The following is an 18,000-nucleotide window of genomic DNA, read 5'->3' on the forward strand; positions in this document are numbered from 1 at the left end:
CCGAGCCAGGGTCCGCACCTCCTTTGTAGCCCTAGGCGCGGACCGCGGCAATCCCTGGCCCGTGGTTGTTTCGGGTGGTGTTCCCGCTGCTCAGCGAGCCCGGCGGAAGCGACGCAGGCCCCACCAGGCAGCACCGGCCGCGGCGACGGCGCCGACGCCGACTCCGGCGGCGGTGACCGCCGCGCGGGACGGGGTGGGGAAGCGGGCGCGCAGCGAGATCGGCTGCTCGAACGCGAGGGACGGCCAGCCGCGCTGCGCGGCCTCCTTGCGCAGGCCGCGGTCCGGGTTGACGGCGGTGGGGTGGCCGACGGCCTCCAGCAGCGGCAGGTCGGTCACCGAGTCCGAATAGGCGTGGCTGGCGGTGAGGTCGTAGCCGTGCCGCTCGGCGAGTTCGCGGGCCGCCGCGGCTTTGTTCTCCGCCGAGCAGTAGAACTCCACTTCGCCCGTGTACCTGCCGTCGGCGACCACCATCCGGGTGCCGGCGGAATGGTTCGCGCCGAGCAAGGTGGCGATCGGAGCTACGACTTCTTGCCCGGAAGCGGAGAGCACCACAATGTCGTGCCCCTGCTCTTTGTGCTCGGTGATCAGCTGGGTGGCTTCCTTGTAGACCAGCGGATCGACGATGTCGTGGAGGGTTTCCTCGACGATGGCGTTGACCTGCTCGACGTCCCACCCGGCGCACAGCGAGGTGATGTGCGCCCGCATCCGGTCCATCTGGTCGGCGTCGGCACCCGCCAGCATGAAGACGAATTGCGCGTAGGCGCTTTTGAGCACCGCCCTGCGGTTGATGAGACCTTCTTGGAAGAACGGCCTGCTGAATGCGAGCGTGCTCGATTTCGCGATGACCGTTTTGTCCAGGTCGAAGAACGCTGCCGCCCGAGGCTCGGTGGCGGCCGGAGGGTTCGCGGGCGCTGTCACGCCGCACAGCATACGAAACCCCGGGGGTGTCCGGACGGCTGCACGTTCCGCCGAATGCATCAGTCACGCTGGGTGTCGAGCAGGGTTCCCGGTCAGGGTGAGCCAGGCGTGCGCGTTGGCCCGATGCCCTGCACGCGGAGTTTCCAGGGGTGCGACCGGAGTCCGACGTTCCTCCTAATGGACGGGGCGCGTGTGGGGGTCCTGGGGCGCTACAGTTAGAGGGTCCGGGAGCCCCGGATGAGTTCAGCTCGACCCCCCGGAGCTGAACTCTCGACGACCCCCGTCCCTCCCCCCTGACGGGGGTCGTCCTTATTCTCCCGTCCCGCCGACCGGTTCGGCGCATTCGGCGGCCTCTTCCGCTCCGGCCCCTCCGGCGCTTCGCCCGAACCGCTTCGCGCCTTTGCCCGAAGTGTGCCGCGGGCGCTTCTCATTTCGTTCGTCACCGGTGTCGGCGTGCTGCGCGTGACATTGTCCGGCAGGTGTGCATGTGCGATTTTCGCTGACCAGAGGTTCGTTTTCGACAACTCTCAACCTTCGGCTTCACCGAACCGAGGGACGGGTTATCCACAGGCCTTCGATTCATCCACAGATTTGCGAATTGGGGATCGACGACGCGTTCCGGCTGGGTCACCGTTGAAGGCGAGCGGGAATTCACCGGATTCACACTTCCGGCCCCGCGATCATCGTGATTCGAACGGGGTCCGCGCATGTCCACGACCACGCCCTTGATCATCACCCAGGACGACGCGCTCGCCGAGGACGTCACCCGGCTCGCCGCCGTGGCGGGCTGTGAGCTGCGCAGACGGGACGGCGCCAACGGGGCGGGCGGCCACTGGCGGGACGCCGCGCTCATCCTGCTCGACGGCCCCGCCGCCGCGGAGGCGTTGGCAGCGGGATTTCCGCGAAGAACGGGTGTCGTGCTGCTGACCAGAGGACAGGTGGAATCGCTGTGGCGACCGGCGTTCGAAGTGGGCGCCGACGCGCTGCTCGACCTGCCTGGCCAGGAATTCCGCCTCGTCGACATGTTCACCGACATCGTCGACGGCGTCCGGGCATCGGCTGCCGGGCGGGTGCTGGCCGTGCTCGGCGGGACCGGTGGCGCCGGTGCCTCCACGCTCGCCGCCGCGACCGCGGTGGCCGCCGCCCGCGGTGGTGCCCGGTCGCTGTTGCTGGACTGCGATCCGGCGGGCGGTGGGCTGGACCTGACGGTGGGCGTCGAACGCACCTGCGGCCTGCGCTGGTCCGGGCTGACCATCAGCGGCGGCCGGGTCCCGTCCGGTGCGCTGCACGAGGCGCTTCCCGGCCGGCGCCTGGGGGCGGGTCGGCTCACCGTGCTGTCCTGCGATCGCGACGGCCCGTCGGACGGGTTGACCGCGACCTCGGTCCGCGCCGTGCTGGACGCGGGCCGCCGAGCGGGGGAGACCGTGGTGTGCGATTTGCCGCGAGCCCCGTCCGAACCGGCGTCGGCGGTGCTGCGCCGGGCGGATCTCACGATCATGGTGGTACCGGCGGAGGTCCGCGCGTGCGCCGCCGCCGCGAGCACCGCCGAGCTGGTGCGCGAACACTCCGCTGGGCCGGTGTGCGCCGTGGTGCGCGGCCCGGCGCCCGGCGGCCTCCTGGTCGAGGACATCGAGCGGGCCGTGGGGGTCGACGTGCTGTCGGTGCTGCGCGCGCAGCCGAGCCTGGCCTCCGCCGTCGACCGGGGCGGGTTGTGCGCGACGAGGTCCGGCAGTCGCGGTCCGATCGTGCGCACCGCGGGTGACATCCTCCGCGCGCTCGACGAGCTCGCGTCCGGACGGGCGGTGGCGTCGTGCACACCGAGCTGATCGAGCGGGTGCGGCGCCGCCTCGCGGGCAGCGGTGCGCCGGTGAGCCCGTCCGCGGTCGCCGCCGCGGTGCGCGAGGAGTCCGGCGGGCTGGTCGCCGACACCGACCTGCTCACCGCTCTTCGCGCGCTGCAACAGGAATTCCTCGGTGCCGGGGTCCTCGAACCGCTGCTGCGGGATCCGCGGGTCACCGACGTGCTGGTGACCGCGCCCGACCAGGTGTGGGTCGATCGAGGTGACGGCCTGCGCCGCTGCTCGGTCGTGTTCCCCGACGACGACGGGGTGCGCAGGCTCGCCCAGCGACTCGCGGTGGCCACCGGCCGGCGGTTGGACGAGGCACAACCGTGGGTCGACGCGTGGCTGCCCGGCGCGGAGGCGGGTGAGGCCGTGCGCCTGCACGCGGTGCTGCCGCCGATCGCCGCGGGCGGCACCTGCCTGTCGCTGCGCGTGCTGCGCCCGGCCTCGCACGACGTCGCCGCGCTGCGACGGCTCGGGGCGTTCGACGAGGAGCTCGCCGAGGTGCTGCGGGAGATCGTGCGCCACCGGTTGGCGTTCCTGGTCACCGGTGGCACCGGCGCGGGCAAGACGACCTTGCTCGCCGCGCTGCTGGGCGAGGTCCCCCGGGACGAACGGATCGTCTGCGTCGAGGAGGCCGGGGAGCTGCGGCCCGAACACCCGCACGTCGTCCGGCTGCTCACCAGGCCGCCGAACGTCGAGGGCGCGGGTGAGATCCGGGTGCGCGATCTGGTCCGCCAAGCCCTGCGGATGCGGCCGGACCGGTTGATCGTCGGCGAGGTGCGCGGCGCCGAGGTGTGCGAGCTGCTCGCGGCCTTGAACACCGGCCACGACGGGGGCGGCGGCACCGTGCACGCGAACTCGCCCGCCGAGGTCCCGGCGCGGCTGGAAGCACTGGCCGCGTTGGGCGGGCTGTCCCGGCAGGCGCTGCACAGCCAGCTGGCGGCGGCCGTGCAGGTCGTGCTGCACGTCCGGCGTTCCACCGGCCGGGGCAGGTACCTCGCGGCGGTCGGCGTCCTGCGCCGCGAGCACGAGCTGGTGCGGGTGGTGCCCGCTTGGGACCGGGACGCGGGTTGGGGCGATGGGCGGCCGGACCTGCTGGCACTGCTGCGGTCCAGGGGAGGTGCGGTGCCGTGCTGAGCTTGCTGTTGCCCGCGGCGGCCTTGCTGAGCTGGCCGGACCCGCGCGCCCGAACCCGCCTCGCCGCGGTGCGGCCCTCGAACGTGACGGGGTTCGGGTCCGGTTCGCCGCGCGTCCGAGCGGTACCGATCGCCGTGCCGTGCGGAGTCGTGGTCGCCGCGCTGCTCGCCGGGGTCGGGGGCGCGTTGGCGTCCGGAGTCGCTGCTGCGGTGGGGCTGTGGTGGTGGCGGGGGCGTGGCGCCGATCGGCGCCGCCTGGCCCGCGCGGCTGCGCTCGCCGCCGGACTCCGGCTCCTCGTCGCGGAACTGCGCGCCGGGTCGCATCCGGCCTCCGCCGCGGAAGGCGCCGCGGCGGAAGCGGATCCCGCGGTGAGCGGGGTGTTCCGGGACCTCGCCGCGACCGCCCGGCTCGGTGGCGACGCGGCGGCGGTGCTCATCTCGGCCGCCGGATCCGGTCCGGTCGAGCGGGGCGGGGATCCGCTGGCACGAGCGGGCCGGGCCTGGGCCTTGGCCGATCGCCACGGCGTCGCGCTGGCGGAACTGCTCGACTCGGTGCGCCGCGACCTCGAGCACCGGGTGGCCTTTGCCCACGACGTCGAGGCGAAGCTGGCCGGCCCGCGCTCGACGGCCGCGGTGCTGGCCGGGTTGCCGCTGCTCGGGCTGGCGCTCGGGCAGGCGTCCGGGGCGGATCCGCTGGCAGTTCTGGCGAACGGGCTGCTCGGGCAGGCGTTGCTGGTCGCCGGGGTCTCGTTGCTGTGCGCCGGTGTGGTGTGGACCGTGCGGCTGACCGAGTCGGTGGTGCGGCCATGAGCGCGCACCCGGGGCTGCCGTTCGCGGCGTTCCCGCTCGGCGGGCCGTTGCTGCCGTGGGCGATGGTGTTGTTCGGGGCCGCGCTGCTCGCGGTTCCGCGTCGTCGACCTCGGGCCCGATTGCCGCCGAGCCCCGACGGCCCAGGACGGTTCCCGGGCAGGTGGCTCGACAAGCGGCGGGCGGTGGTTCCCGCGGCAGCTGCCGCGGGCGTGCTCGGCGCGCTGGTCGGCGGGCCGGCGGTGGGCTTCGCGGTCGCGGCCGGAGTGCTCTGGTGGCTGCGCCGCGCCGCGCGCCAGGTCCGTCCGGACCCGGTGGATCCGCTGGTGCTGGCGGCCGGCTGGGATCTGCTCGCCGCCGGCATGCGAGCGGGCCTGCCGCCGGTGGTGCTGGTGCGCGCGGTGGCGGCGGAGTTCACCGGTACCGCGAGCGCGGCCTTGCGGGAAGTGGCGGGGCTGCTCGAACTCGGGGCCGACCCGGCCGCCGCGTGGGAACCCGCGTTGCGCCATCCCGGCACCGCGGAACTGGGGCGGGCGGCTCGGCGGACTGCCCGCACCGGCAGCGCGCTGGCCGAGGTCGCGACCGAACTCGCGGCCGAAGCCAGGACGGCGTTGGCCGACCGCGCGCAAGCGCGGGCGCAGCGGGCGGCGGTGTGGGTCGCCGCTCCGCTGGGGCTGTGCTTCCTGCCCGCGTTCCTGTGCTTGGGCGTGCTTCCGGTGGTGGTGGGCATGGTGCAGCGGCTGCCGATGTCCTGGTGACGGGCGTCCGCAAACAGTCCACTGTGGACTTGGCGAAGGTCTGGATCCGGGCGCTCGCGTCCGGAAACAACAGCGAGGCCGAATTCGGCGACAGAGGACCGGCCGCACCGGCCGGTGGACGAAAGGAGATGACCATGGCCATTCGATCGGCCGAGTCGACGGTGGGGACGATCCGCGCGTGCGGCGGCGGGCCGCTGTCCTGGGTGGCGTTCGGCAACGAGCTCGCCCGACGGCGCTGGCGGGCGCTGCTGCGTGGCGACGGTGGGATGAGCACGGCCGAATACGCGATCGGGACCGTCGCCGCAGCCGCGTTCGCCGGATTGCTCTACACCGTGGTGACCGGGGATTCCGTGACCGCGGCGCTCACCTCGCTCGTCGAGCGCGCACTGCAGAGCGGTGTCGAGTGAGCGCCCCGCCGACCTCACCCCGAAGCTCGCGCGGTCCGACGGCCGTCCCTGATCACCCCGCCGGAACGGTCCGCGGATCAGCGGCGGTCGCTCGGGACGGTGGTGCGGTGACCGTCGAAGCGGCGCTGGGCATCGGTGCGGTGGTCGCGGTGTTCCTGCTCGCGGTGTCCGCGATGAGCGCGTTGCTGGGCCAGTTGCGCTGCATCGACGCCTCCGTCGAAGCCGCCCGGCTGGCTGCGCGGGGCGACCGGGCCGGAGCTCGCGCCGCGGTGGCGCGACTCGCCCCGGCGGGCACGACGCTGACGATCTCCATCGGGACCGAGCTGGCCACGGCGGAGGTCACGGCGCCGCCCGGCACAGGACTGCTTCCGGAGAGCTGGCGCCGCAGCCGCGCCTCGGCGGTCGTCGAACCGGGGGTGGAGGTGCCCGGGAGCGTGGAACCGGGGCGGCCGGAGGCGGTGCCGTGAGCAGCGGTGCGGCGGGCGCGATTCGGCACGCGCCCGCCGTCCACCGCCGGGACGAGCGGACCGAACGGCGAGAGCGCCGGGAGTGCGGGGTCGCCACCGTGGTCGCGGCGGTGCTCACCATCGGGCTGGTCGTGATCGCAGGTTTCGGTCTGGCGCTCGGATCAGCCATGCTGGCACGGCATCGGGCCGAAGGAGCCGCGGATCTCGCGGCGCTCGGGGCGGCGGCGCGTGCTCCGCGAGGTCCGGCGTCGGCGTGCTCGGCGGCGGGTGAGGTCGCCGACGCGATGCGGGTGCGGCTGCTCGACTGCGCGCTCGACGGGCCGGACGCCCGGATCGTGGTCGAAACCCGCGTGCCGGTCGGGCTGGGGGCGCTATCAGCGCAGGTCACGGCGCGATCGAGGGCGGGTCCGGTACGCCGCTGACGGTCGCGGGACGGCGCTGAGCGGTCACGCTTCCCGGTCCAGCGACCGATGATCGCGAGCGAGCGGCCGGGAACCGACACTCCGGCATATCAGCGCCCCTCTCGGCACCCGCACGCTCGTCGCCGCTGAGCGACCGGTCGTCGACATGGGGGGTGTACGGGGGTGGGGGGGATGACGTTGATTGATGGTGCGGAAGCGAGCAGGAGATCCCGACATCGTGGTCGGTCTCAGGTGCAGTCGCGGGGCAGTGACCCACCGGTGCGAAAGCATCCGCCACGTCAGGTGAGGAGAGGTAATGGACTGGTCAGCGGACAGGCGGCCCAGTGCTTCCGGAGCGAACGCTTCCGGAGGGGCCGGTGTTGCTGTGGAGGCCAGTGTCTCCGGATGGGCGAGCGCCTTCCGGATCGAGTTGCGGGTGCAGGCCATCGAGCTGGCATCCCGCGGCTGGTCGGTGCTGCCCGGCACGTACCCGACCGGATACGAGGCGGGTGTTCCCGTCTGGTCCGGTTCCGAGGCTGCGCGGCCGAGCGGATCGACCCACCCCGTTCCCGTCCACGCGGACTGGCAGGAGCGGCTCGGCGCCGACGTGCGCCAGGTCGCGAACTGGTGGTCCGACGAGCCGTACAGCCTGCTCGTCGCCACCGGTGAGCAGGTCGAAGCGCTGGAAACCGGCCCCGAGCTGGGTAGGCGCGCCGCGCGGGCACTGCGCTCGCTGGGCGTTCCGGTCCCGATCGTGGCCACCCCCGACGCCCGCTGGTACTTCCTCGCCGCCGGTGGATCCGCTACCGCGGCGTGCCCCGAGCTCGTGGCGGCGGGAGCAGTCCGCAGGCACAGCACCGGCAGCTGGCTGCCGGTTCCCCCGAGCACTTTCCACCACGGTGTCGTGCACTGGCGGGTCAAGCCGGAGGTCTGCGGGTGGCGGCTGCCGTCGCCCGAGATCATCGGTGACGCCCTGCGCATCGGTGCGGACGCCGTCCCAGACGTGGCAGAACTCGTCGTGGCGGGTTAATTCCCGCGACGACCGCGAACCGAGTCGCAAGGCACTGGACGCCCGACCCGTCCAGGGGCACCCCCGATAGGGGCCGGCGGCGGGAGCGAGTGGGACCGGCGAACCCCCTCGCTCACCCGATCCGCCGTCGGCCCTCAGCCCTGCCCGGCGACTCCCCCGTGCGCGGTCGAGAGCACGTCGAGAACAGCCACCGCCCCCGCCTTGTCCAATGGTTCGTTGCCGTTCCCGCACTTCGGCGATTGAACACAGGACGGGCAACCCGCCGGGCAGTCGCAGGAGACGATCGCCTCCCGCGTCGCGGCCAACCAGGGGAACAACGCGGCGAAGCCGCGGTCGGCGAAGCCGGCTCCTCCTGGGTGACCGTCGTGCACGAACACCGTGGCTTGGCCCGTGTGTTCGTGCAGGGCAGTGGAGACGCCACCGATGTCCCACCGGTCACAGGTCGCGAACAGCGGCAGCAGGCCGATCGCCGCGTGCTCGGCGGCGTGCAGCGCGCCGGGGATGCGCGCCGGGTCCAGCCCGGCGCCCCCCGGCGCGCTGTCGGTCAACAACTCGTCGGAGATCGTGTACCAGACCGCGCGGGTCACCAGCTTGCGCGCGGGAAGCTCCAGCGGAACCTGGTCGAGGACTTGGCCGGACGGCAGCGTGCGGAGGTAGCCGACGACCTGCGAGGTGACCTCGACGTCGCCGAGGCAGACCGTCACCCCCGGCGCCGGACGCCGCTCCTGCACCGTGGTGAGCACCGAGATGTCCACCAGATCGCGCGGCGAGGTCGTCCAGTCCGGGTTCTCCCCGTGCACCAGCGCCAGCCCGTCGTCCAGGTCGAGCTCGTCGACCACGAACGACTGCCCTTGGTGCAGGTACACCGCTCCGGGATGCACCGTCGCGCACGCCGACTCCGGGTCGACGGTGCCGAGCATCCGCCCGGAGTCGCCTTCGACCACGGCGATCTGCTGACCGCCGGACCCGCGCAGCTCCACCTCCCGGTGCGGCCGTTCCCGCGAGGTCCAGTACCAGCCGTGCGGTCGGCGCCGCAGCACGCCCGCGTCGGTCAGCGCCTCGGTCGCGGTGCGCGCGGGGGCGCCGCCGAAGACCTCGAACGCCGCCTCGTCCAGCGGTAACTCCGCCGCCGCGCACGCCAGGTGCGGTTCGAGGACGTAAGGGTTGGCCGGGTCCAGCACCGTCGACTCCACCGGCCGATCCAGCACGGCGGGCGGGTGGTGCACCAGGTAGGTGTCCAGCGGATCGTCGCGGGCCACGAAGATGACCAGCGCATCGTCGCCGTCCCGCCCGGCCCGGCCTGCCTGCTGCCAGAACGAGGCGAGCGTGCCCGGATAACCGGCGACTACCACCGCGTCGAGCCCCGCGATGTCCACGCCGAGCTCCAGCGCGTTCGTCGCGGCGACCGCGAGCAGCTCCCCGGTCAGCAGCGACCGCTCCAGCTTCCGCCGGTCCTCCGGGAGGTACCCGCCCCGGTAGGCGGCGACCTTGTCCACCAGCTCGTCGTCCACTTCGGCCAGCGCGCGCCTCGCCGCCAGCGCGGCCAGTTCGGTACCGCGCCGGGACCGGATGAACGCCAGCGTGCGGGCGCCCTCGACGACCAGCTCGGTCAAGATCCGGGCCGTCTCCGCGCCCGCCGACCGCCGCACCGGGGCGTCGTTCTCGCCCGCGACGTGCTCCAACAGCGGCGGTTCCCACAGCACGACGGTCCGGGCGCCGCGTGGCGATCCGTCCTCGGTGACCGCCCGGCACGCGCTGCCGATCAGCCGCTCCCCGAGCGACGCCGGATCGGACACCGTCGCGGAGGCGAGCACGAACACCGGATCCGCCCCGTAGTACCGGGCGATCCGCCGCAACCGCCGCAGCAGCAGCGCCACGTGCGAGCCGAACACGCCCCGGTAGGTGTGGCATTCGTCGATGACCACGTACGCGAGGTTCCGGAAGAACCGAGCCCAGCGGGAATGCCGGGCGAGCACCCCGTGGTGCAGCATGTCCGGGTTCGTGAACACCCAGCGCGCGTGGGCCCGCACCCAGTCCCGCTCAACGCGCGGGGTGTCGCCGTCGTAGGAGGCGGCGCGGATCCCGTCCACGCCGAGTTCGGTGATGGTCCGGAGCTGATCGGCGCCCAGCGCCTTCGTCGGAGACAGGTAGAGCGCGGTGGCCCTCGTGTCGGTGAGCAGCCGGGACAGCACCGGCAGCTGGTAGACCATCGATTTGCCGGAGGCGGTGCCGGTCGCGACCACCAGGTGCTCGCCGGCCCACGCCGCTTCGGCGCCGTCGGCCTGGTGCGTCCAGGGGCGCTCGGCACCGCGGGCGCGCAGCGCGCCGATCAGCTCGTCCGGAGCCCAACCGGGCCAGTCCGCGTGCCGCGCGGGGCGGTCGGGGAGCTGTTCGACGTGCCGCAGCGGTGACTCGTCCGCGGGCACTCCGGCCAGCACCCGGTCCAGCAGCCGCTTCCCGCTGCTCGTCCTGCCCGCGTTCCGGTGCGCCGAGTTCACACCGTCGAGCGTCGCACAACGCTGTTCCCGCACGGCACGCGCTCGGTGCGGAGCGCGCTCGATGATCTCGTTCGGGTGGACACGGCCGCCGAGGCACTGGCATTGGGCTCGTGCGGGGGCCGTTCGGGTGTGAGGTGGCCATCGGACGCGCAGAGCCCGCCCGTGCGCGCGGACGGGCTCCGCGCTGATCGCTCGCTCCGGAACCGCCGAAGAGGCGACACGCCGAATCGATCCGGCCAGCGACACGCGATACACGAAGTAACCCGTTCGGTCCACATAGAAGTGTGGCTGAACGGGTGATCAAGTCCAAACTGGATCGATTCGCAGATAACAAAGCAGCACGTCGTGGAGAGGCGCGTATCACATCGTGAAGTAAGACACGTCAGGCCTGAATAGACTTCGCGGCCACGACAACGCTCGCGGACGGCTCCTGGCGGACCGCGCCGCGGGCGAGGCCGTACCGAGCGTCGGAGTGGACGCACCACCGCCCCTCCGGCGTGCCACCGAGCCACACCCGAGGAGGACGGATGTCCCTGCTGTCCCCGGTCCAGCCCGGCTGGGTCGCCCAGGGCACTGCACCACCGAGCTCGACGCACCGGATGGACCTCGCTCAGAACGCCCCCGGCGCACTCGAACTCAGCGGCTCCGACTACGCCATCGTCGGCGTGGTCATGATCATCGCTTTGGCGGCGCTCGCCTTCGGCTACGTGCTGATCAAGGAGGTGCTGGCGGCCGGCCAGGGTTCGGCCAAGATGCAGCAGATCTCGCAGGCGGTGCAGGAAGGTGCCGCCGCGTACCTCAACCGGCAGTTCCGGACGCTGAGCGGCTTCGCCGTGATCGTGTTCCTGGTGCTGTTCGTACTACCCGCCAACAGCACCGGCGAACGCATCGGGCGTTCGATCTTCTTCCTGTTCGGCGCGGCGTTCTCCGCGGCCATCGGCTACCTCGGCATGTGGTTGTCCACCCGCGCGAACGTGCGGGTCGCGGCGGCGTCCAACGATCCCGGCGAGGGCCGGGAGAAGGCGATGCGCGTCGCGTTCCGCACCGGTGGCGTCGTCGGCATGACGACGGTCGGCCTCGGTCTGTTCGGCGCATCCCTGGTGGTGCTGGTCTACGCCGGTGAGGCGCCCAGGGTGCTGGAGGGCTTCGGCTTCGGCGCCGCGCTACTCGCGATGTTCATGCGAGTCGGCGGCGGCATCTTCACCAAGGCGGCCGACGTGGGCGCCGACCTCGTCGGCAAGGTCGAGCAGGACATCCCGGAGGACGATCCGCGCAACGCGGCGACCATCGCCGACAACGTGGGCGACAACGTCGGGGACTGCGCGGGGATGGCGGCCGACCTGTTCGAGTCCTACGCGGTGACCCTGGTGGCCTCGCTGATCCTGGGCACCGCCGCGTTCGGGTTGAAGGGCCTGCTGTTCCCGCTGATCGTGCCCGCGATCGGCGTGGTCACCGCGGTGATAGGCGTGTACATCACGAAGGCGAAGGCGACGGAGAGCGCGCTGACCGCGATCAACCGGTCCTTCTTCATCTCGGCCGGGATCTCGGCGGTGCTGTGCGCCGCGGCGGCGCTGCTGTACCTGCCGTCCTCGTTCTCGGCCCTGACCGGCGTGTCCGAGGAGGTCCGCGCCAGCTCCGGGAGCCCGGCGCTGATCGCGCTCGTGGCGGTGCTCATCGGCATCCTGCTCGCCGCGGTGATCCTGAAGCTGACCGGCTACTTCACCGCCACCGAGCACCGCCCGGTGCAGGACGTCGGCAAGTCCTCGATGACCGGTGCGGCCACGGTGATCCTCACCGGCCTGTCGGTCGGTTTCGAGTCCGCCGTCTACACGGCGCTGGTGATCGGGGTCGCCGTGTTCGGCGCCTTCCTGCTCTCCAGCACGCTGACGGTCGCGTTGTTCGCGATCGCGCTGGCCGGGTGCGGTCTGCTGACCACGGTCGGCGTGATCGTCGCGATGGACACCTTCGGTCCGGTGGCCGACAACGCGCAGGGCATCGCGGAGATGTCCGGCGAGTTCGAGGGCGACGGCGCGAAGATCCTGACCGAGCTGGACGCGGTCGGGAACACGACGAAGGCCATCACCAAGGGCATCGCCATCGCCACGGCGGTGCTGGCGGCGACCGCGCTGTTCGGCTCCTACCAGGACGCGATCACGCAGGCCGCCCGCGAGGTCGGTGCGGAGATCACGGCGGCCTCCTACCAGGTGTTCGCGCCGAACATCCTGGTCGGCATCCTGATCGGGGCGTCGGTGGTGTTCCTGTTCTCCGGCTTGGCTATCAACGCCGTGTCCCGGGCCGCGGGCGCCGTGGTCTACGAGGTTCGGCGGCAGTTCAAGCAGAACCCGGGGATCATGGACGGTTCGACCCGGCCGGAGTACCACCGCGTCGTCGACATCTGCACCCGCGATTCGCTGCGCGAACTGGCGACGCCGGGCCTGCTGGCGGTGCTGGCGCCGATCGCGGTGGGCTTCGGCCTCGGGGTCGGGCCGCTGGCCGGGTACCTGGCCGGTGCGATCGCCACGGGCACCCTGATGGCGGTCTTCCTGGCCAACTCCGGCGGTGCCTGGGACAACTCGAAGAAGCTGGTCGAGGACGGGCATCACGGTGGCAAGGGGTCCGATGCGCACGCGGCGACGGTCATCGGTGACACCGTCGGCGACCCGTTCAAGGACACCGCCGGTCCGGCGATCAACCCGCTGCTGAAGGTGATGAACCTGGTGTCGGTGCTGATCGCGCCGGCGGTGGTCACGCTGACCGTGGGCGATTCGGCCTCGGTCCCGGTGCGGATCACCATCGCGGTCCTGGCGACCGCAGTGATCGTGGGCGCCATCGTGGTGTCCAAGCGCCGCAGCACGGCGATCTCGGATGCTCCCGCGGACGACGACAAGATCGTCAACGGCGCGGCCTAGGCGCGAGCCTGCCAATGGGGCGCCCGGCGAATCGCCGGGCGCCCCATTTCGGTTCCCGCGACCGTTTTCCCGCATTCCGGAAAATTCTGCGGAATACGAATTCATCCCGGTTACGCAGCACGAACGGGAGCCGGAGGGCCCCCGGTTCGGGACGTGGCCCCGCGGATGCGGGACAGTCGGGGAGCACGGTGAAACAACCTGAGGGAATGCGCATGAATATCCGTTCGACGTCCGTCGCGGTGCTCGCCGCCGTCCCGCTGGCGCTGGCCGGCTGCTCCAACGAGCAGCCGCAGCAGCCCGCCCAGCAGCCCCCGTCGCAGCAGGAGCAACAGCAGCAGCAGCAGCAGCCCCAGGGGGCGCAGGCCGGTGCGGACGGAGTGGCCTGGACCGGCAAGCTGTGCGGTCTCGTCGGTGGTTTCTCCGCGTCGCAGCAGCAGGCGCCGCAGGTGGACAAGACCAACACCGACACCTTCAAGACCACGTCGGTCGCGCAGATGACCGCCGCGCACGACGCCGCGGACAAGACGGTGACCGGCCTGGAGCAGATCGGCCCTTCGCCCATCGAGGGCGCCGACCAGGTGGCGGGCACCTTCAAGGACGGGTTCACCCAGGTGCGCGACATCCTGACGACGGCGAAGGGCAAGGCCGAGCAGGTCGACACCTCGAACCAGCAGGCGTTCACCGCCGGGATGACCGGGGTGCAGGACGAGCTGAAGAAGGGCCAGCAGCTCGACTTCAGCGCCCAGTTCGCCGAGTTCTCCAAGAACCAGCAGCTCAACGATGCCGCCATGAAGGCTCCGGAGTGCCAGGAGCTGACGAAGTCGGCGGTCGAGCAGCAGCAGATGCAGCAACAGCAGATGCAGCAGCAACAACAGCAGCAACAGCCCCAGCAGCAGCCTCCGGGCTGATCGGCCGGGCGGTGCGGGGCCAGTGCTGAGCACCGGTGATCCGCTCCGGCCGGGTGCCGGTCGAGCGGTGGACGTCGAGTTCCGGAGATCGCCCGGACGAGGTCGATCGATCGCTCGACCGGGCGGAGGCCCTGGTCAAGCTCGAACGGACGTTCTACGATCACGGATCGTGGACCAGCTGTCCTTCTACTCCGCCGAGGCTCGCCACCCTCGGGTGGCCGATCTCGCGGGGTTGCTGTGCGGCCCGGGACAAGCGGTCGGTTTCGGGCGGGGCACCGCCGCCCGGTTGTCCGCCGTCGTCGACGACGACTGGCGGGCCCGGTCGCTGGTGCGCGCCTGCGGTGAGCGCGGGGTGGCCGCCGAGCTCGGTCGTTCGGAGGAGGGGCACCCGCTGGTCCGCACCGCGTTCCGCTCCGACCTGACCGGCCTCGCCGGGCAGTGGCTGCGCGGGGCGGTGAAATCGGTGCCCGCCGACTTCGCCCCGGACGGCGCCGCGCTGCGGCTGTGGGCGCTGACCGCCGGCCGGCCGGTGCCGGGGGGCTACCTGCTGGGGTTGGACCCGCACGCCCCGGAGACGTACGAGCCGCTGGCGGCAGCGCTGGCCAAGGCCGGACTGCCCGCGCGGTGCATGGGGCCGCGAGCGGGCGGGCCGGCGTTGCGGGTCACCGGCAGGCGGCGGATCGAACGCCTCGCCGAACTCGTCGGCCCGACACCCGATGGTGCGATCGAGCGAACGTGGCCGCTGGTGTCCTGAGGATCACGCCACAGGTCACGGCAGGTCACGCAACGGAACACGAGCGCTACCCGATACGTTCGTACGGGACGGAAGACGCGAGTGCAGGCGTGTTGTGTGCCACGCTGTGCGTCCCTGGGTGCGGTACCCGGGACGGCATGCGGTGCACACTGGCGGATCGGACGCCTCCGCGAGAAGAGAGCAGGTAAGCGTGGCTGGGTCGACACGGGCGAAGCAGAGCGGCGACAACGGCCGGGCTTCGGGGTCCTCCGGTGGGGCGGACTCCGGACGTCGGCGGTTGGTCATCGTCGAGTCCCCGGCCAAGGCTCGCAAGATCGCCTCCTACCTGGGGTCGAACTTCGTGGTGGAGTCGTCCCGCGGCCACATCCGGGACCTCCCCCGCGGCGCGGCCGACGTGCCCGCCAAGTACAAGGGCCAGTCCTGGGCGCGGCTGGGCGTGGACGTCGAGAACGACTTCGAACCGCTGTACCTGGTCACCGCGGACAAGAAGTCCACGGTCAGCGAGCTCAAGGACGCCCTCAAGGACGTCGACGAGCTCTACCTCGCCACGGACGGCGACCGCGAGGGCGAAGCGATCGCCTGGCACCTGATGGAGACGCTGAAGCCGAAGGTGCCGGTGCGCCGGATGGTGTTCCACGAGATCACCGAATCGGCCATCCAGGCCGCCGCCGCGAACCCGCGCGATCTGGACCAGGACTTGGTCGATGCGCAGGAGACCCGCCGCATCCTGGACCGGCTGTACGGCTACGAAGTCAGCCCGGTGCTGTGGAAGAAGGTCATGCCGAAGCTCTCGGCGGGCCGCGTGCAGTCCGTGGCGACCCGGATCGTGGTGGAGCGGGAGCGGGAGCGCATCAAGTTCGTGCCCGCCTCGTACTGGGACATCTCGGCCACCATGGACGCGGGCTCCGCCGCCGAGCCGCCGCGGTTCGGCGCGCGGCTGGTCACGGTGAACGGCGCGAAGGTCGCCACCGGCCGGGACTTCGGCCCGGACGGGCAGCTCAAGAACGCCGATGCCCGGCCGCTCGACGAGCAGGAGGCCCGGCGCCTCGCGGACGCGTTGACCGATGCCCGGCTCAGCGTCTCCAGCGTCGAGGAGAAGCCGTACACCCGGAAGCCGTACGCGCCGTTCATGACCTCCACGCTGCAGCAGGAGGCGAGCCGGAAGCTGCGCTACTCGGCGGACCGCACGATGCGCACGGCGCAGCGGCTGTACGAGAACGGGTACATCACCTACATGCGTACCGACTCGACGACGCTGTCGGAGACGGCGATCAGCGCGGCGCGCAACCAGGCCCGGGAGCTCTACGGCGACAGCCACCTGTCCCCGCAGCCCCGCCAGTACAACCGCAAGGTCAAGAACGCCCAGGAGGCGCACGAGGCGATCCGTCCGGCGGGGGAGAGCTTCCGCACGCCGGGCCAGGTCGCCAAGGAGCTCGACACCGACGGCTACAAGCTCTACGAGCTGATCTGGCAGCGCACCATCGCCTCGCAGATGGCGGACGCGAAGGGCACCACGCTGTCGGTGCGCATCACCGGCACCGCCAGCAGCGGTGAGGAGTGCACGTTCGCCGCGTCCGGCCGCACCATCACCTTCGCCGGGTTCCTCAAGGCCTACGTCGAGTCGGTGGACTCCGAGGCGGGCGGTGTCGCCGACGACGCCGAGTCGCGGTTGCCGCAGCTCACGAAGGACCAGCCGATCACCGCCGCCGAGCTGGAACCGGACGGGCACAGCACGAACCCGCCCGCCCGCTACACCGAGGCGAGCCTGGTGAAGGCGCTGGAGGAGTTGGGCATCGGCCGTCCCTCCACCTACGCGTCGATCATCAGCACCGTGCAGGAGCGCGGCTACGTGTGGAAGAAGGGTTCCGCGCTGGTCCCGTCCTGGGTGGCGTTCGCCGTGGTCGGTCTGATGGAGCAGCACTTCGGCAGGCTGGTGGACTACGACTTCACCGCCGCGCTGGAGGACGAGCTGGACCGCATCGCGGAGGGACGCCAGCAGCGCACGAAGTGGCTGTCCGGCTTCTACTTCGGCGGCGAGGTCGGCCCGGGCGACTCGATCGGCCGCGCCGGGGGCTTGAAGAAGCTGGTCGGCTCCAGCGTCGAGCAGATCGACGCGCGCGAGGTGAACTCGATCCCGATGTTCACCGACGACGAGGGCCGCACGGTCTACGTCCGGGTGGGCCGATACGGGCCGTACCTGGAGCGCCCGTTGAGCTCGGAGGAGTCGCAGCGGGCGAACCTGCCCGACGACCTGCCGCCGGACGAGCTCAGCTCCGAGGTCGCGGAGAAGCTGTTCGCCACGCCGATGGAGGGCCGCAGCCTGGGCACCGACCCGGAGTCGGGCCACGAGGTGATGGCGAAGGAAGGCCGGTTCGGCCCGTACGTCACGGAGATCCTCCCGGAGGGCGACAAGTCGAAGCCGCGCACCGGCAGCCTGCTGAAGTCGATGTCGCTGGACACGGTGACGATCGACGACGCGTTGAAGCTGCTGTCGCTGCCGCGCGTGGTGGGCAAGGACCCGGAGTCGGGCGAGGAGATCACCGCCCAGAACGGCCGCTACGGGCCGTACCTGAAGCGGGGCACCGATTCGCGGTCGCTGGAGACCGAGGACCAGATCTTCACGATCACGGTGGACGAGGCGCTGAAGATCTACGCGCAGCCCAAGCAGCGCGGTCGCCGCGCCGCCGCGCCGCCGCTGCGGGAGCTCGGCGACGAGCCGGACACCGGCAAGCCGCTGGTGATCAAGGACGGGCGCTTCGGTCCGTACGTCACCGATGGCGAGACGAACGCATCGCTGCGCAAGGGCGATGACGTCGAGTCGCTGACGATGGACCGGGCGGTGGAGCTGATCGCGGAGCGGCGGGCGAAGGCCCCGGCGAAGAAGAAGGCCCCCGCGAAGTCGAGCGCGAAGAGCACGACGTCGAAGTCGACGAAGAGCACGGGCACGAAGACCGCGTCCAAGGCCTCGGGCACGAAGAGCACCGGCACGAAGTCGGCGTCGAAGTCCTCCACGACCAAGAGCTCGGCGTCGAAGTCGACCGCCTCCAAGTCCACGGCGTCGAAGTCGGCGAAGAGCCCGTCGTCGCGTGCGAGCGGTTCCCGCTCCTCGTCGACCCGCAGCACCTCGTCCACCGGCGGGGCCTGAGCCGAGCCCCGTTCCGACC

Annotated in this window: 14 protein-coding genes; 12 read left to right on the forward strand and 2 right to left on the reverse strand. The window is 71.9% G+C overall.

What is annotated here, in order from left to right:
• Positions 1 to 90: 90 nt before the first annotated feature.
• Entirely contained in the window at positions 91 to 930 is an 840-nt protein-coding gene (locus OOZ19_RS21700; RefSeq protein WP_266091982.1) for an HAD-IB family hydrolase, read from the reverse strand.
• A 695-nt stretch (positions 931 to 1,625) separates the two neighbouring features.
• Between OOZ19_RS21700 and ssd the strand changes: the two genes are divergently transcribed.
• The 8 genes from ssd (at position 1,626) to OOZ19_RS21740 (ending at position 7,767) form a co-directional block, all read left to right on the forward strand.
• On the forward strand, positions 1,626 to 2,744 hold the full coding sequence (gene ssd, locus OOZ19_RS21705) for a septum site-determining protein Ssd (protein ID WP_266091983.1): 1,119 nt from the start codon (positions 1,626 to 1,628) through the stop codon (positions 2,742 to 2,744).
• Positions 2,729 to 3,898 (forward strand): TadA family conjugal transfer-associated ATPase, encoded by a 1,170-nt coding sequence (locus OOZ19_RS21710; protein ID WP_266091984.1) that lies wholly within the window; start codon positions 2,729 to 2,731, stop codon positions 3,896 to 3,898. The genes ssd and OOZ19_RS21710 overlap by 16 nt, the downstream gene beginning before the upstream one ends.
• Complete coding sequence (locus OOZ19_RS21715) at positions 3,892 to 4,707, forward strand: type II secretion system F family protein (RefSeq protein ID WP_266091985.1); 816 nt, start codon at positions 3,892 to 3,894, stop codon at positions 4,705 to 4,707. The genes OOZ19_RS21710 and OOZ19_RS21715 overlap by 7 nt, the downstream gene beginning before the upstream one ends.
• On the forward strand, positions 4,704 to 5,462 hold the full coding sequence (locus OOZ19_RS21720; protein WP_266091986.1) for a type II secretion system F family protein: 759 nt from the start codon (positions 4,704 to 4,706) through the stop codon (positions 5,460 to 5,462). The genes OOZ19_RS21715 and OOZ19_RS21720 overlap by 4 nt, the downstream gene beginning before the upstream one ends.
• 203 nt (positions 5,463 to 5,665) lie before the next feature.
• Positions 5,666 to 5,869: a DUF4244 domain-containing protein gene (locus tag OOZ19_RS21725; RefSeq protein ID WP_266092012.1), complete on the forward strand. Its 204-nt coding sequence runs from the start codon at positions 5,666 to 5,668 to the stop codon at positions 5,867 to 5,869.
• A 107-nt stretch (positions 5,870 to 5,976) separates the two neighbouring features.
• On the forward strand, positions 5,977 to 6,336 hold the full coding sequence (locus OOZ19_RS21730; protein ID WP_266091987.1) for a TadE family type IV pilus minor pilin: 360 nt from the start codon (positions 5,977 to 5,979) through the stop codon (positions 6,334 to 6,336).
• Entirely contained in the window at positions 6,333 to 6,758 is a 426-nt protein-coding gene (locus OOZ19_RS21735) for an Rv3654c family TadE-like protein (RefSeq protein WP_266091988.1), read from the forward strand. Before OOZ19_RS21730 ends, OOZ19_RS21735 begins: the two co-directional genes overlap by 4 nt.
• A 364-nt stretch (positions 6,759 to 7,122) precedes the next feature.
• Positions 7,123 to 7,767 (forward strand): bifunctional DNA primase/polymerase, encoded by a 645-nt coding sequence (locus OOZ19_RS21740; protein WP_266091989.1) that lies wholly within the window; start codon positions 7,123 to 7,125, stop codon positions 7,765 to 7,767.
• Between the two features lie 134 nt (positions 7,768 to 7,901).
• Here the strand turns inward: OOZ19_RS21740 and sftH are convergent, their stop codons facing one another.
• The gene (gene sftH, locus OOZ19_RS21745) at positions 7,902 to 10,265 is read right to left on the reverse strand and encodes a DEAD/DEAH box helicase (RefSeq protein WP_266091990.1); all 2,364 of its coding nucleotides are present in this window, start codon (positions 10,263 to 10,265) and stop codon (positions 7,902 to 7,904) included.
• Positions 10,266 to 10,864: 599 nt separating this feature from the next.
• On the opposite strand from sftH, the gene OOZ19_RS21750 reads away from it, so the two are divergent.
• The 4 genes from OOZ19_RS21750 (at position 10,865) to topA (ending at position 17,981) form a co-directional block, all read left to right on the forward strand.
• The gene (locus OOZ19_RS21750; RefSeq protein ID WP_266092013.1) at positions 10,865 to 13,174 is read left to right on the forward strand and encodes a sodium-translocating pyrophosphatase; all 2,310 of its coding nucleotides are present in this window, start codon (positions 10,865 to 10,867) and stop codon (positions 13,172 to 13,174) included.
• A 212-nt stretch (positions 13,175 to 13,386) separates the two neighbouring features.
• Entirely contained in the window at positions 13,387 to 14,082 is a 696-nt protein-coding gene (locus OOZ19_RS21755) for a hypothetical protein (RefSeq protein ID WP_266091991.1), read from the forward strand.
• Positions 14,083 to 14,251: 169 nt separating this feature from the next.
• A complete protein-coding gene (locus tag OOZ19_RS21760) occupies positions 14,252 to 14,836 on the forward strand; it encodes a hypothetical protein (RefSeq protein WP_266091992.1) in 585 nt (194 codons plus the stop codon).
• A gap of 190 nt (positions 14,837 to 15,026) precedes the next feature.
• Positions 15,027 to 17,981, forward strand: coding sequence for a type I DNA topoisomerase (topA, locus tag OOZ19_RS21765; RefSeq protein WP_323055167.1), 2,955 nt, complete (start codon positions 15,027 to 15,029; stop codon positions 17,979 to 17,981).
• Positions 17,982 to 18,000 lie beyond the last annotated feature (19 nt).

Origin of the sequence: Saccharopolyspora sp. NFXS83 (genome assembly GCF_026241095.1) — a bacterium.
Taxonomy (GTDB): Bacteria; Actinomycetota; Actinomycetes; order Mycobacteriales; family Pseudonocardiaceae; genus Saccharopolyspora_C.